Source organism: Brevibacterium sp. XM4083 (genome assembly GCF_006489205.2).
GTDB lineage: Bacteria > Actinomycetota > Actinomycetes > Actinomycetales > Brevibacteriaceae > Brevibacterium.
Window position 1 is genome coordinate 164960 of the sequence record NZ_VFYR02000001.1, and the last position, 14740, is coordinate 179699.

The window sequence follows — 14740 nt, forward strand, 5'->3', positions numbered from 1 at the left end:
GCCGCGCCTCGAGAGACTGAGCTCATCGGCACCGCCGAAGGAGAGTCACCCGGCTCGCCTGCGACCGCCTCGGCGCCTGATCCCAGCGGGAGGCCGGCGCCTCAGCTCTGGGGGAGGATCTCGACCGACTCCGTGCGGAACCGCTCGAGCTTCGCCGGGTCGATCGTCACCCCGAAGCCGACGGTGTCGGGGACGTCGACGCGGCCGTCGTGCATGACGATCTCCTCGGTGATGTCCTCGTGGAAGAAGCGATTCGACCCGGAGATGTCGCCGGGCAGGGTGAAGCCGGGCAGCGAGGCCAGGGCGGCGTTCGCCGCGCGTCCGAGTCCGGTCTCGACCATCCCGCCGTGCCACACGGCCACGCCGTTGGCCGCGGCGAGGTCGTGGATCCGCTTCGCCTCGATGTAGCCGCCCACCCGCCCGGGTTTGATGTTGATGACGGCCGCTGCCCCGAGGGCGATCGCGTCGGCGGCCGCCTCGGCGGAGACGATCGACTCATCGAGGCACATCGGGGTCTCCATGAGCTTCGCGAGCTCCGCATGCTGACGGATGTCGGCCTCACCGAGGGGCTGTTCGATGAGGAGGAGGCCGTAGTCGTCGAGGCGGCGCAGGTGGGAGGCGTCGACGAGCGTGTACGCGGCGTTCGCGTCGACCTGGAACCCGAAGTCGTCGCCGAAGGCCTCACGGACCGCGGCGACCGGAGCGATGTCCTTGCCCGGCTTGATCTTCAGCTTGATCCGCGAGTAGCCCTCGTCGAGGTAGCCGCCGATGACCCTGACCGTCTCCTCGACGGAGTCCTGGATGCCGACCGACACCCCTGAGGGCACGGAATCGACGACCCCGCCGAGGTAGGACTTGAACGACTGCCCCGTCAGCTGGAGCTGGGCGTCGATGACGGCCATCTCGAGTGCGGACTTCGCCATCGGATGCCCGACGACGTGCCGCAGGTGCCAGCCGACCGTCTCGGCCGTGAGGTCGTCGACGGCGAAGAGGATCGGAGCCAGCCACCGCCGGGTGACGTCGATGCCCGCGGCGACGTACTCGGAGGAGTAGAGCGGAGAGATCATCGCGACCGATTCGCCCCACCCGGTGATCTCGCCCTGAGGGGTGTCGAACCGCGCCTCGACGAGGTAGCAGTCCTTCTCCGTCTCCCGCATGAACGAGGTCTCGAACGGGGTGACGAGGGGAATGGACACCTGGTGAAGGGTGATCGACGTGAGCTTCATCGGCCGCGGCTCCTGCTTCGCAAAAGGGAAAGGTGATCGTCACCACCCTATGCCCCGGCGCCGAGGCGGTAGTGCGTCGGGCCGTGGATTGGTACGGTGGGGCGAAGAGGGCACACGACGAAGAGGGGCCCACCGTGAACGACTACCTGCGGAGTCTCACCGCCCGCAAGCAGTCATGGTTCGGGCTCAAACTCCCCGTCAAGGCGGCCCTCGCGCAGCCGCTGCTCCACCCGCTCATGCGCGCGCTCGCCCCGCACATCGCCGGCATCCGGATCGGCCGGCTGCCCGCCCCGATCGGACTCACCGAGGTGGCCGGACGCGCCGGCGGAGCCTCCTTCGTCCTCGTCGATCCCTTCCGCTGCGAGATCGCCAAGGAGTTCTACTGGGGGAAGGGCCGGCGCACCGAACCCGAGGACGCCTTCGCCCTCGACCTCATGGTCGACCTCAGTCGCGACGCCGAGGTGTTCGTCGACATCGGCGCCTACACCGGGGTCTTCACGATGGCCGTCCTCGCCGCCAACCCCACCGCCGTCGCCCACTCCTTCGAGATCATCCCCGCCGTCGTGGCCGGGTTGGAGAAGAACATCGAGCGCAACCACCTCGGCGAGCGGGTGACCGTCCACCCGACGGGAGTCGGCGCACCGGGCACGACGATGCGCGTGCCCACCGGGGACGGGGGATCGGCGCTGCCGTCGTTCTACGCCGCGAGCATGGACTTCGCCGACGGCGTCGAGGTTCGCTTCTCCTCCCTCGACGAACTGCTCGCCGAACTGCCGGCCGGCACGTCACGGGTGACGGTGAAGATCGACGTCGAGGGAGCGGAGAACGACGTCCTCGGCCACGGGGCGGAGTTCCTGGCCACCCTGCGGCCGGACATCCTCTGCGAAGTCCTCGACGATCGGGCCCAGCCGGGTGAGCTCATGCGACTGCTCGAGCCGCACGGGTACAGCTATTTCCTCGTCGGGTCTGAGGAACTCACCCACTTCAAACGCATCGTTCCCGACCCCCACTTCCGGGACTGGCTGTTCACGGTGCAGACGCCGGAGGAGCTGAGCGCGAGCGGGTACCCTGTGGCGTGAACGGGCGGGCCGAGGCTGGGGTGTGGCTGGGGCTGGGGTTGGGGCGTGGCTGGAGCGTGGGGCGTGAGGCTTTGAGCCGGAAGCGTGTGGACCTTGCGGGCCACGGCAGAGGGGCTTGAGCAGTCTGCGCCGACTCGAAGGCGATTGCGCGGAACGTCCATGGTGATATTTCCGCGAATCTCACCCTGAAAGTGGCGCAGATTCCGTGGTGGCACCCTGGAAGCGGCGCAGAACCAGGTGGTGGCACCCTGAACGTGGCTTGGAACCAGGCGGTGGCGGCGACCCGACCCAGCTTTCAGCCCCCCGCTGTCAGCGCCCCGCTCTCAGCCCCGCCGCTCTCAGCGTCCCAGCTGATCGGCGATGAGGGCAGCGAGGAGCGCCGTGCGCGGGGCGATCTCGGCGATGAGCGCGTGCTCGTGCTCGGCATGCGCCCCGTCGCCCACGGCCCCGAGGCCGTCGAGCGTGGGAATCCCGTCACCCGCGGTGAAGTTCCCGTCCGAGGCTCCGCCGACGGCGACCCCGCGCGGGGCAGCGATCCCGAGTTCGGCGGCCAGTGCCGTCGCCCGGTCGAAGAGGGCAGCCGACTGCTCGGGCTCGAACGGCGGGCGGTTGATTCCGCCGATCACCTCGGTCGTCGACCCCTCGAGCTGCGGGTCTGCGGCGAGTGCCCGGATAGCCGCGTCGACGCGTTCGAGCTCGACCGCGGTGCGGGCACGGACATCGACGTCGACGCGCGCCTCGGCGGGGACCGTGTTCGACGTCGTACCCGCGGAGATCACGGTCGGCACGACAGTGGTGCCCGCCTCGGCGTCGGAGAGACCGGCGATGAGCGGGAGAGTGAGCGCCAGCGCCATCCCCGCATTGATGCCCTTCTCCGGTTCGAGCCCCGCGTGCGCGGCCCGGCCGCGGAAGACGAGCGTGTAGATTCCGGTGCCCTTGCGCTCGAGCTTGAGCGCACCGTCGGCGCTCGCCTCCATGACGAACACGGCTGCGGCATCGGCCGCCTCGGCGCGGATGAGATCGGACGACGTCACCGACCCCACCTCCTCATCACCGGTGATGAGGATCGAGAGCCCATCGAGGCCGTCCTCGCCGAGGCGGTCGCGGAGCATCGCGACCGCGTGGACGCTCATGATCGCCCCGGTGAGCATGTCGAAGCTGCCGGGTCCGCGGAGGACGCCGTCGGCGGTGGAGAACGGGAGGCGATCGAGCGTGCCGTGGGGCCACACGGTGTCCTGATGGTTGAGGAGGACGACGTGGGGAGCGCTGTCGCCGAACCGCAGGCGCACGTGCGTGACGCCGTCGACGGTGAGGAGTTCCGCCTCGGCACCGAGGCGCTCGCGCAGGAGTTCCGCGAAGTCGGCTGCTCCGCGTGCCACTGCCTCCTTGTCGGCCGACGGAGTCTCGAGCGAGATGACCCGTTCGAGGTCGGCGAGCATGGTCGGAACGCGGTCCTCGGCGCTGCGGACGAGGTCAGAGGGCTGAGTGGCGGAGTTCACAGAGGTCGACATGGGCTCGATTCTAGTGCGGGAGCCCAACGGTAACCCGCCCTGTCCGCATCGCGCGCTCGGGCAGTGGCAGTCGCAGCTGGGGTGTCCGGCGGTGTTCGCGCTGAGAGAAGTCGGGGGACGGGCAGGCACAACCTCTGCAGTGTGTGGTTTGCTTGTCGTATGGGTGAGGCAGTGAGTTCGAAGCGGTACACACCGGAAGAGCGGACCTTGTACCGCGAGAAGCTCGCGGAGAATCTGGAGCTCTTCGACACGTATCTTCGTCATGCCGAATTCAAGTCGGCGGGCACGATCGGACTCGAACTCGAGCTCAACCTCGTCGACGAGGACAATCAGCCGAGCCTGCGGAACAAGGAGGTGCTCGCCGACCTCGATGACGAGTTCCAGTCCGAGATCGGCGGCTTCAACCTCGAACTCAACCACCCGGTCCTCCAGGTCGCCGGGCGCGGGCTGAAGACCTTGGAATCCGGGGTCGCCGATCGCCTGGCCCGAGCCAAGCGCGCCGCCGAGGCGAAGGGGCTGAGGATCGCGTCGATCGGAACCCTGCCGACGCTGACGACGCAGTTCCTCAGGACCGAGCCGTGGATGACCGAGGAGAACCGGTACGAGGCGCTGAGCAACTCGGTCATCGACGCGCGCGGCGAGTACGTGCAGATCGAACTCGACGGCAAGGAGACGTACCGCCAGGAGTTCTCCGACATCGCCCCGGAGTCCTCGTGCACGTCGATGCAGCTCCATCTCCAGGTCGCCCCGAACAAGTTCGCTGAGGCATGGAACGCCTCGCAGGCGATCGCCGCCGCGCAGGTCGCGGTGAGCGCGAACTCCCCGCTGTTCGTCGGCCACAAGCTCTGGCACGAGTCCAGGATCCCCGTCTTCGGTCAGTCGATCGACACCCGCACCCCGGAGCTCGTCACCCAGGGGGTGCGCCCGCGCGTGTGGTTCGGGGAGCGGTGGATCACGAGCGTCTTCGACCTCTTCGAGGAGAACGTCCGCTACTTCCCGCCGCTGCTGCCGGAGATCAAGGACTTCGTCGAGTTCAGCGATGCCGATGCCCCGAAGCTCTTCGAGCTCAACCTCCACAACGGCACCGTGTGGCGGTGGAACCGGCCGATCTACGACGCCGGCGACAACGGCGCGCACATCCGGGTGGAGAATCGTCTGCTGCCGGCTGGTCCGACCCCCGTCGATATGGTCGCTGATGCCGCGTTCTACTACGGTCTCGCCGAGTTCCTCGTCGGAGAGAACCGTCCCGTGTGGTCGCGGATGTCCTTCGCCGAGGCGCGCGAGAACTTCTTCGCGTGCGCGAAGGATGGCATCACCGCCCGGGTGACGTGGCCGAAGATCGGGCACATCGCCGTCTCCGACCTCGTCATCGACGTCCTCATCCCGCAGGCTCGCCGCGGTCTGCGGCGGCTCAACATCGACAAGGACGTCATCGACGAGTACATGTCGATCATCGAGGGCCGTGCCGAGCGCAAAGCCAACGGGGCGACGTGGCAGCTGCGGATGCTCGACCGGCTTGCGCCCGGCAGCCGGAAGAACACGCGCGAACGGGACGAAGGGCTCAAGGCGATGATGGACGCCTACCTGACGAACCAGGAGAGCGGCCGCCCCGTCCACACGTGGGACGTCCCCGCGTGAGGGGGTTGAGTTCACTGCCGGACGGGTATTGAGTTCACTACCCCTCTCGCCATGCCCCCACGCCCCGACTCCAGGTCGTTCTGGACAGATTTTCGGCTGAAGAATCTGCCCAGAACGACCTGAAGTCAGTGGGCGGCGGCGAATCGACGGGAAGCCGGCAATTCTCCGGACGCAGAGTGTCGATTCTGCCAGCGAAATTCGACACTTTGCGTCCGGAGAATCGGCTCCGGCGCGAGAGGCGCCGACGCTGAGTCGCGCCAACTGCTCACCAGCGAGCATCAAGCCAGCCCGCCAGCTCAGCCCCGTCAGAGCCTTTCGACCTCGACGAAGATGACCGCCTCGTCGCTGCCCGGGTTGGAGACCTCATGCTCGGAACCGGCGGCACGCGTGTAGGCGACGCCGGCCTCGAGCTCCGCTGTGAGCTCGGTGCCGTCGGCATTGCGCACGTGCATCGTGTCGGTGACCATGGGCACGACGACGTACTCGTGCTCGTGCCGGTGCATCGGAATGATCCCGCCGGGCTCGATCGTCCACTTCGTCACTCGGAACACTCCGTTGTCGAGCTGCACCTCCCCGGTCGCCCCGGTGTCCGCGGCCGCTGCGTCATCTGTGCTCATCGTCCCGACTCCTTCGTTGGTGGTGCGTGCCAGAGGGTGGGGCCGCAGCGGGAATTCCTCCCGCAGAGCCTGCGGCCGTCCGCCCACCCTAAGCGACTGCTGCAGTGGCGGCTAGCATGTGCACTATGCGATACCCCATGGCTGACATCGCCGAGGTCGACGACGACATCCGCGAGCACATCCTTGCCGTGTCCGAGAAGACGGGATTCGTCCCCAACGTCTTCCTCTCCCTGGCCCGTCGCCCCGACGAGTACCGCGCGTTCTTCGCCTACTACGACGCCCTCATGGAGAAGGAGACGGGGAACCTCACGAAGGCCGATCGCGAGATGGTCGTGACAGCCACCTCGGCGACCAATCACTGTCTCTACTGCGTCGTCGCCCACGGTGCGGTGCTGCGGATCTACGCGAAGGACCCGTTCGTCGCCGACCAGGTCGCCCTCGACTACGCCCACGCCGACATCACCGATCGGCAGAAGGCGATGCTCGACTTCGCGATGACCGTCGCGCAGGCGCCGTGGACGATCACCGACGAGGACCACGCCGCCTTGGCCGCCCACGGCTTCGACGCCGAGGATGCCTGGGACATCGCCGCGATCACCGGCTTCTTCGGCCTGTCGAACCGGATGGCCCACATCGCCGGCATGCGCCCGAACCCCGAATTCCACCTCATGGGCCGGACTCCCCGCGAGCCGTCGGCGGATACGAGGACCACCGAGGCGACGGACTCTGCCGCCGACGCAGCCGGTTCCCATGAGCTGGCGGACACGGATGCTCCCGCACCGGCCGATACCCAGCGTCAGCCCAGCGAATCGACTGCCACCCGTCCGCCGGCGACCCCGACCCCGAAGGAAGCGAACCGACGATGACCATCGACCACACCCCGAGCCTCCACGTCTCCGAACGGGCCGGCCGCGTCCGTCCGTTCGCCGCGATGAACATCGTCGCCAAGGTCCAGCAGATGCAGCGGGAGGGACGCGACGCGATCGCGATGTGCCTCGGCGAACCGACCCAGGGCGCCCCGAGCCCGGTCAAACGACGGGCGGCCGAGGCACTGAGCGACGGCACGAACCTCGGCTACTCGGCGATCTTCGGCATCCCCGACCTGAGGGAGGCGATCGCCGGGCATTACCAGGACTGGTACGGCGTCGACATCCCGATCGAGCGGATCCAGGTGACGACGGGATCCTCCGGCGCCTTCCAGACGGTGTTCCTCACGTGCTTCGACGTCGGCGACCGGGTGGCCGTGGCCCGCCCCGGCTACGGCGCGTACAAGAACATCCTCGCCGCCCTCGGTGCTGACATCGTCGAACTCGACTGCGGTGCCGACCACGGCTACCAGCCGACCGTCGACCTCCTCGAGCAGGCCCACGCCGAGGCGCCGCTGGCCGGCCTCATGCTCGCCTCGCCCGCGAATCCGACGGGGACGATGATCGGGGCCGACCACCTCGGCGAACTCATCAGCTGGTGCCGCGACCACGACGTCCAGGTGATCTCCGACGAGATCTACCACGGCATCAGCTACATCGGCACGCCCGGGGAGACCGCGCTCGCCCACGACGACGAGGCGATCGTCATCTCCTCGTTCTCGAAGTACTGGGCGATGACCGGGTGGCGGCTGGGGTGGGCGATCCTGCCCGAGCGCCTCGTCACCGCCGCGACGAACGTCACCGGCAACCTCGCCCTGTGCGCTCCGGTCCCCGCCCAGTACGCCGCCCTGGCCGCCTTCGACCCCGAATCCTATGCCGAATGCGAGGCCGCCGTCGCCTCGTTCGCGCGCGCCCGGGACCATGTCCTCGCCGCAACCGATGACCTCGGGTTCACCGACATGGCCCCGCCCGACGGCGCGTTCTACATGTATGCGCGCATCGACGACATCCTCGCCCGCTCGGACGGCCGGTTCGCGACGGCGACCGATTGGTGCGAGGACATCCTCCGGGCCACAGGCGTCGCCTTCGCCCCGGGTGACGACTTCGATTCCGTGGACGGCTGGCGTTCCGTGCGCCTGTCCCTGGCCGTCGGTGCCGACCGGACCGCCGAGGCGCTCGACCGGGTCCTCGACCACCTCAGCTGAGGGTCGGCGCGAGCCCCGCGCGACCGGCCGAGGTGCGGAGGCTCAGTGCTCGTGGCCCTCGACGGTGTGGGCGATCGCGTCGAGGATGATGTGGGCGACGTGGTCGTCCTTGAGCGAGTAGTACGCCTCCCGGCCGACGCGGTTGACCCCGACGAGGTGGAGCCCGCGGAGGAACTTGAGGTGCTGGGACACGAGCGGCTGCGACAGCCCCGTCGAGTCGACGATGTGCGTCACCGTCGCCTCGCCGTGCGCGAGGACGAGGAGCATCTTCAGCCGGGACGGAGTCGCGAGCGCCTTGAAGAGGTCGGCGGTCTCGGAGATGGCTTCGAGGTTGCCCTCGGGATCGCGCAGCAGGGCCTCGACGTCGGCGTTGACCGGGACGGAATCAGAGGAGGCAGCCATGGACTGAGGTTACCGCAACAGCTGTACGGTCCCTCAACCGAGGCGACGCTCGCCGAGGCGGCCGACCGTGCCGCTTCGCCGGCCATGCCCAGCTCGGCGAGGCGGCCGACCGTGCCGTCACCTGTTCCCTTCGTCCTCGGCGTCGGGATCGTCCGGCCGGCGAGGGGACGGGGTGTCTCCCGTGATGCGAGTGCCGTCGGCGGCCGTCAGCGTGGAGAGCGGGCCCGCCGCTGCGAGGACGCGCGCACCCCGCACTAAGGTGCCGACGAGTGCCGCGGAGTCGAGGCACCGCATCGGCAGCCGGTCATGCGGAGGACAGGCGAGTCGCCCGATCGTGAAGACGACGACCGTGACCCCGAGGACGATGACGGCGATCATGCGTGCAGCCGTGTGCGCACCGTCAGTGCGGCGCTGGCGATGACCGCGGTGCCGCAGAGGATCGTCGGCACGTCGAGGTGTTCACCGAGGAGAAGAGCCGCCCAAGCGATCGACATGACCGGCTGGACGAGTTGGATCTGGGAGACCTGCGCCATCGGGCCGATCGCCAGCCCTCGATACCACGCGAAGAAGCCGAGGAACATGCTGATCACGCACAGGTAGGCGAATGATGCCCACTGCCAGACGGTGCCGGTGGGCGGCTGTGCGACGATCGCGATGATCGTCAGGGTGAGTGTCACCGGGGCCGAGAGGACGAGCGCCCACGAGATCGTCTGCCAGGCACCGAGTTCACGTGCGAGCACACCGCCCTCGGCGTAGCCGATCGCTGCGGCGCAGACGGCGGCGAAGAGGAGGAGATCGGCCGGCTGGATGCCGCCGAGATCCGCGCCCTGAACGATCGCGAAGACGACGGCGAGGACGGCGCTCAGGCCTGCCAGCACCCAGAACAGCGGGCTCGTCCGCTCCTTCGTGCGCAGCACCGCCACAGCGGCCGTGACCGCGGGCAGGAGGGCGATGACGACCGCGCCGTGACTGGCCGGTGTTTGGGTGAGCGCATAGGAGGTGAGGAGAGGGAAGCCGAGGACGACGCCTCCGGCGACGACGATCAGACGCAGGCCCTGGGACACGCTCGGGCGGGGGAGCGTCGGCAGTTGCGCTGGCAACGCTCCCGACCGGTCAGCGGCGGACGGTCCGGGACGGTGAGCGCGGATCGATGAACCGCCTCGGCGGGTTCGCCTCCAGGCGATGAGGAGGAGCAGGCCGGCGAGAACGGACGCGACGGCGGCGCGGCCGGCACCGATGAACAGCGGGGAGAGGGTCCCGGGTTCCGCGGCGATGCGGGTGAGCGGCACGGTGAAGGAGAACGCGGCGACGCCGAGCAGGCCCCACTGGAGTCCCGTTCCCGCAGACCCGGTGTGTAGCGGTTGGCGGCTGGAAGCAGTAGCGCTATTATTGTCCTTCATGCAACACGATAGCAGTTCGCGGATCGCTGCGGAACTCTCCCGGTGGGTCGCTGACGCCTCGGCCGGTGATCGGCTGCCGTCGTCGCGAGAGCTCGTCAGGCAGTACGAGGCCTCGCCCGTGACGGTGCAGAAGGCGCTGGCGAGCCTTGCCCGCCGCGGACTCGTCGAGTCGCGACCGGGCGTGGGAACGTTTGTGCGCGGTCACCGCTCGTTCGCGGCACCGGACCTCAGCTGGCAGACGGGGACGCTCGGGCCGCAGGACTATGTCCCGGCCGCCGCTGCACCGCTGCGGGACTCGAGCCACGACCAGTTCGCCCTCAACGACGGCTATCCGGAGGCGGGTCTGCTGCCGCGCACTCTCGTCCGAGCCGCCTTCGCTCGTGCGTCGCGGTCGGAGGACGCCCTGCGCCGGGGTCCGTCTGCGGGGTTGCCTGACCTGCAGGCCTGGTTCGCCGCGGAGGTCTCCGACTACGGTGCCGCCTCACCGCCGAGCGCCGCGGACGTGACGATCGTGCCCGGCAGCCAGACCGGGCTCGGGTCGATCCTGCGGTCGCTCGTCGGGGCAGGAGGCCCGCTCGTCGTCGAATCGCCCACCTATTGGGGACTCATCACCGCCGCCCGCCGGTCCGGTGTCACTCTCGTGCCGGTGCCGACGGGGCCGAGCGGACCTGACCCGGAGGTCGTCGCCGAGGCACTCGAGCGGACGGGCGCCACCGCGTTCTACGCCCAGCCGAACTTCACGAATCCGACCGGCGTCCAGTGGTCGCCGGAGCTACGGGCGCGCGTCCTCGAGGTCGTCGCCGACCGCCGGGCGTTCCTCATCGAGGACGACTGGGCCCACGACTTCGGGATCGATGCGGAGTCGGTCCCGCTCATCGGCAATGACGCGAACGGCCACATCGTCTACGTGCGGTCGCTGACGAAGAGCGTGTCCCCGGCGGTGCGGGTGGCCGCCGTCATCGCCCGCGGACCTGCACGCGATCGCATCCGCGCCGATGTGCAGGCCGAATCGATGTACGTCAGTCCGCTCCTCCAGGCCGCCGCCCTCGACGTCGTCACCCGACCGGCGTGGCGCACGCACGTCCGCGGCCTCGGCCGCCGCCTCGGTGAGCGGCGGGATGCACTGCTCACGGCTATCCGCACCGAGGCCGACCGGATCGCGGTCGACCATGTGCCGCAGGGTGGGCTGAATGTCTGGGGCCGGCTGCCGGAGGGCACCGACGTGGGATCATTCGTCGCCGAGGCGGCCGCACGCGGTGTGCTCGTCACCGGCGGCACCGAGCTCTTCCCCGCCGAGGCCTCGGCGCCGTACGTCAGGCTCAACTTCGCCGGCCCGAACCCGGAAGGCTACCGCGAGGCGATGCACCGCCTCGGCGAGATCTTGGGGCGGGAGTGAACGGAGCAGGATGGACGACGGGTGAGGACGAGCGACCGTCAGGGCGCAGACTCTGATTGGTGTCGGCGTCTCAGCGCCGTACCGCTGCGAAGAGCTCGGTGCGGTAGGGCACCGCGACGATGCCATCGACGGAGCAGTTGTCTGCGAGGGTGCGAACGTCGGCGAGGAAGCTCGGGCCCTGGGCAGCAATGGCGCGTTGGGCCTGAGTTGAGCTCGCCGACATGCCGACGAAGTCGTCGACCGTCATCGTCCGCTCCCAGTCTGAGACGGCGGTGACAACCTCAGGCGGCGCGATGTCGAGACCTGAGGCGAGTTCGCCGGCGATGTCGATGGTGCGGTAGTCGCGCGTGTATCCGGGGCTGTGTGCTTCGAGCAGGCCCTCGTAGGCGTCGAGGAACGCGCTCGCAGCGTGCTTGCGGTTGTTCTGGATGATGACGACTCGACCGCCGGGCCGCAGCGCAGACTGCGCGGCGTGGAGAAAGGCCGGCCGGTCGAACCACTGGTAGGCCTGCGCGGCCATGACGAGATCGACATCGGCAAGCGTGGGAAGGTAGTCCTCTCCGCGGCCCTGCAGCCAGGTCACCATGGGAAACTTCTGTCGTCCGGCTTCGATCATGTCGCCCGACGGTTCGATGGCGACGACGTCGGGAGCGGTCAGCGATGGCAGAGCCCACTCCAGGCCGATTCCCGAGCCGGAGCCCACGTCAACGAGCCGCGCGCCTTCCCGCAGACCGTCGAATGCCACTTCGGCGAGGTCGGCCGGGTAGCGAGGGCGGTGCTTGTCGTAGTCGTCGGCGAGGCCGTCGAATTTCGCGCGCTCGGGCATGGTGCTCCTGAGGGATCCACGGTGACTGGGTCACTGTGAACCCTACAGGGCCGCCTCGGCGAGATCCTGGGGCGGGAGTGAACGGCCCCGGAACCGTGATGGTCCGGGGGAACTGCGCCTAGGCCTCGCCCTGTTCGGCCGTGCCGATGGCGTCGGGAAGGTCGTCGAGCAGCCACGGGTAGCTCAGGGGCGAGAGGTTCGTCAGTGCGGTGAACTCGTCGTCGTCGAGGATCGCGTAGTGCTTGCCGCGGATAACCTTGACCTCGCGGTAGAACGGGTCGGCGAGGTCGGCCTTGTCGAACAGGCCCTTACCCTTGTCGGGGAAGTGGATGAAGAGGACATCGGCGTCGAGGCGGTCGATCTGGGACGTCTTCACCTCGTGCTCGTCTGCGGTGTACTCCTTCGCCGAGGTGGACGGCAGCAGCCCGAGACCGGTGAAGAAGCTGCTGTCGCTGCCGTCGAAGGAGAGGTAGTCGACCGAGGACTTCTCGACGTTCGCGAACGTGTAGGTGGTGTCCTCGAACTCGAGGTGGCTCGAGGCGATGTCCTCGGCGGTCGTGGCGATGTCATCGACGACGGTCTTCGCCTCATCCGCCCGGTCGAGGGCTGTCGCGACGGCGGCGGTGCGATCGGTCCATGTGGCATCAGGTGCCGAGGCGGCGACGGGGGCGATCTGCGACAGTGCATCATAGTCCGCTTCGGCGGAGTCGAGACCGGTGGCGAGGATGACGTCGGGAGCGGCCTCCTTCAGGGCGTCGAGGTCAGGGCCGTCGGCGGCGTCGTAGGTGGCCGGAGCGTCGAGCCCCTTGTCCTTGAGGGCGGCGGCCGCCCAAGGGGAGAGGCCGCTGTCGTCCGCGGTGGCGGCCGGGGCGAGGACAGGATCGACGCCGAGGGACAGAGCGATGTCGAGGTCGACGGAGCTGGTCACAGCGACAGTCGTCGGCTGCTCGGGGATCTCGGTGGTGCCGTAGGGCGAATCGATCGTCTGCGGATAGTTGCCGCCGGCCTGGTCATCGGCGGTGCCGGGCAGGATCGAGCAGCCGCTGACGAGCAGGGTTGCAGTGGTGGCAGAAGCGATGGCGGGGAATGCGGTGCTGAGTTTCACCCGGCCAGTGTAGTCAGGGCAGCGCTTCGACGTCCGTCTGGGTGCCGATGAGGTCGTCGGCGAGTGTCTCCCACTGGCCGTACGCATCCGGGTAAGCCGACCGCTGCACGGCCTGCGCCGCCTCGGTGGGCGTCATCCGATGCCAGTTCTCGATCTGGTCGAGGCCCGGGTTGTGGACCTCGGGATTGATGCCGTAGAACGACTTCGTCGCGAAGACGCGATCGGTGAGTTCGCTCGGATCGCCCCAGCCCTGCGAGGGCCGCTGCTGGAAGAGTCCGACGGAATCACGGTCGCCGTAGTCGATGTTGCGCAGCGAGGACTCCTGGAGCGCGGTCATGAGTGCGATCCGGATCGCCTCGTCGTCGAAGCCGCCGCCGCGACCGACGGCGATGATGAGGCGGGCATTGTCGATCTGCTGCTGGTTGAGCTGCTGGACGGAGGACATCTGCATCTGCCTGATGGTCGTCGAGCCGAAGGACACGGGCGCGTTGATGATGACGACAGCGGCGATCGCCAGCGCCGCCGCTGCTGCTCCGAGGCCGATCAGGGCACCGACGAGCGGGGACCGGCGTCCCTTGCGGTGTCGAGTCTGTCGAGGCATGAATATAACGATAATGCAACAAACTTAAGGGCCAATGTGACCACGCCGTGGTTTTTGTCACAGGAAGGTCACGAAACCCTTGGTGTGGGAGTGATCTCAGCGTCGTTCGGATCGGCGTCGGACGGGCTGGCGGAGGATCGTGCGCAGCCGTTCCGGCGCCGTCCGCCGAAAGTCACTGAGGTAGATCTCATGATGCCTGCCGGTCATCGTCATACCGGCGTCGGGGATGACCTCGTCGTGGAGGTGAGCGAGCACCTCGGCCTCGGCGTCGAAGGGCCCGATGTGAAGAGTCTGGACGCACGTCCCCTCGTCGAGGGTCTCGAACCGGACGTCACGCAGTCGCGGCGGAGCGCTCTTCCGATCGACCGCCTCGGCGACTTGGGCGATCTGCGCGCGATCGAGCCAGTCGGGGACGAGGAGCATGAGGGTGAAGTCCCAGGCGGACTTGTCCCGGGCCGTGGTGAAGGCGCTCATGTCCTCGGCCCACCACAGGCCCTCGAGCGGTGGGACGACGTAGTCGCGGTCGAGCTCGCGCTTGCTGAAGAACTTCAGCGCGTACGCCAGCGGGTAGAGGGATTCGACCGCCGAGGTGAACTCGGGCGAGCTGTTCGGGTCGCCGTGGCCGTTGATCAAGAGGTAGGCCCGCGGCGGCACCTCGATGACGTCGAATTCGCCGCGGCGGGCGGAATAGCTCGGCAGGGTCTTCTTGAGATCGATCTTGTCCACGGGCTGCTCCTGTGCGGAAGTGCGGGCGACCGTCCTGGGCGGAGATGGTGTGGCGATGCCCTCCGATTCTAAGCCGGGGTCGGTCTCGGGCGGCCGCAGTGCACCGCAGTCGCTGCGTCCGGGGCGGCGCGCGCCGCGACCG

The 14740-nt window shown here is 68.6% G+C and carries 15 protein-coding genes; 5 read left to right on the forward strand and 10 right to left on the reverse strand.

Annotated elements, in window-relative coordinates:
• Positions 1–101 precede the first annotated feature (101 nt).
• Positions 102–1226, reverse strand: coding sequence for an o-succinylbenzoate synthase (gene menC, locus FJ887_RS00730; RefSeq protein WP_137826570.1), 1125 nt, complete (start codon positions 1224–1226; stop codon positions 102–104).
• 134 nt (positions 1227–1360) lie between these two features.
• On the opposite strand from menC, the gene FJ887_RS00735 reads away from it, so the two are divergent.
• Complete coding sequence (locus FJ887_RS00735; RefSeq protein WP_140954872.1) at positions 1361–2305, forward strand: FkbM family methyltransferase; 945 nt, start codon at positions 1361–1363, stop codon at positions 2303–2305.
• A gap of 338 nt (positions 2306–2643) precedes the next feature.
• Here the strand turns inward: FJ887_RS00735 and FJ887_RS00740 are convergent, their stop codons facing one another.
• A complete protein-coding gene (locus FJ887_RS00740; RefSeq protein WP_140954871.1) occupies positions 2644–3816 on the reverse strand; it encodes a M20 family metallopeptidase in 1173 nt (390 codons plus the stop codon).
• Between the two features lie 159 nt (positions 3817–3975).
• On the opposite strand from FJ887_RS00740, the gene FJ887_RS00745 reads away from it, so the two are divergent.
• The gene (locus FJ887_RS00745) at positions 3976–5454 is read left to right on the forward strand and encodes a glutamate-cysteine ligase family protein (RefSeq protein ID WP_140954870.1); all 1479 of its coding nucleotides are present in this window, start codon (positions 3976–3978) and stop codon (positions 5452–5454) included.
• A gap of 305 nt (positions 5455–5759) precedes the next feature.
• On the opposite strand, the gene FJ887_RS00750 is transcribed toward FJ887_RS00745, so the two are convergent.
• Complete coding sequence (locus FJ887_RS00750; protein ID WP_137826539.1) at positions 5760–6071, reverse strand: cupin domain-containing protein; 312 nt, start codon at positions 6069–6071, stop codon at positions 5760–5762.
• A gap of 125 nt (positions 6072–6196) precedes the next feature.
• Between FJ887_RS00750 and FJ887_RS00755 the strand changes: the two genes are divergently transcribed.
• Together FJ887_RS00755 and FJ887_RS00760 are read left to right on the forward strand one after the other, a co-directional pair.
• Positions 6197–6937: a peroxidase-related enzyme gene (locus tag FJ887_RS00755; protein ID WP_219993820.1), complete on the forward strand. Its 741-nt coding sequence runs from the start codon at positions 6197–6199 to the stop codon at positions 6935–6937.
• Entirely contained in the window at positions 6934–8142 is a 1209-nt protein-coding gene (locus tag FJ887_RS00760; RefSeq protein WP_140954868.1) for a pyridoxal phosphate-dependent aminotransferase, read from the forward strand. Before FJ887_RS00755 ends, FJ887_RS00760 begins: the two co-directional genes overlap by 4 nt.
• Before the next feature lie 42 nt (positions 8143–8184).
• Here the strand turns inward: FJ887_RS00760 and FJ887_RS00765 are convergent, their stop codons facing one another.
• The 3 genes from FJ887_RS00765 to FJ887_RS00775 all read right to left on the reverse strand — a co-directional run bounded on the left by FJ887_RS00765 (position 8185) and on the right by FJ887_RS00775 (position 9944).
• Complete coding sequence (locus FJ887_RS00765; RefSeq protein ID WP_140954867.1) at positions 8185–8544, reverse strand: ArsR/SmtB family transcription factor; 360 nt, start codon at positions 8542–8544, stop codon at positions 8185–8187.
• A 117-nt stretch (positions 8545–8661) separates the two neighbouring features.
• Positions 8662–8922 (reverse strand): hypothetical protein, encoded by a 261-nt coding sequence (locus FJ887_RS00770; RefSeq protein ID WP_140954866.1) that lies wholly within the window; start codon positions 8920–8922, stop codon positions 8662–8664.
• A complete protein-coding gene (locus FJ887_RS00775) occupies positions 8919–9944 on the reverse strand; it encodes a DMT family transporter (RefSeq protein ID WP_140954865.1) in 1026 nt (341 codons plus the stop codon). The genes FJ887_RS00770 and FJ887_RS00775 overlap by 4 nt, the downstream gene beginning before the upstream one ends.
• Here FJ887_RS00775 and FJ887_RS00780 point away from each other — a divergent pair.
• Positions 9943–11340 (forward strand): aminotransferase-like domain-containing protein, encoded by a 1398-nt coding sequence (locus FJ887_RS00780; RefSeq protein WP_140954864.1) that lies wholly within the window; start codon positions 9943–9945, stop codon positions 11338–11340. The genes FJ887_RS00775 and FJ887_RS00780 overlap by 2 nt on opposite strands.
• A 70-nt stretch (positions 11341–11410) precedes the next feature.
• On the opposite strand, the gene FJ887_RS00785 is transcribed toward FJ887_RS00780, so the two are convergent.
• From FJ887_RS00785 to FJ887_RS00800, 4 genes are all read right to left on the reverse strand, one after another.
• Positions 11411–12166, reverse strand: coding sequence for a class I SAM-dependent methyltransferase (locus FJ887_RS00785; RefSeq protein WP_140954863.1), 756 nt, complete (start codon positions 12164–12166; stop codon positions 11411–11413).
• Positions 12167–12284: 118 nt separating this feature from the next.
• Complete coding sequence (locus FJ887_RS00790) at positions 12285–13271, reverse strand: ABC transporter substrate-binding protein (RefSeq protein WP_181365618.1); 987 nt, start codon at positions 13269–13271, stop codon at positions 12285–12287.
• A 13-nt stretch (positions 13272–13284) separates the two neighbouring features.
• Positions 13285–13872 (reverse strand): peptidoglycan-binding protein, encoded by a 588-nt coding sequence (locus tag FJ887_RS00795; RefSeq protein ID WP_140954861.1) that lies wholly within the window; start codon positions 13870–13872, stop codon positions 13285–13287.
• Between the two features lie 96 nt (positions 13873–13968).
• Positions 13969–14598, reverse strand: a complete 630-nt coding sequence (locus FJ887_RS00800) for a GyrI-like domain-containing protein (protein ID WP_250786138.1) — start codon at positions 14596–14598, stop codon at positions 13969–13971.
• Positions 14599–14740: the final 142 nt, after the last annotated feature.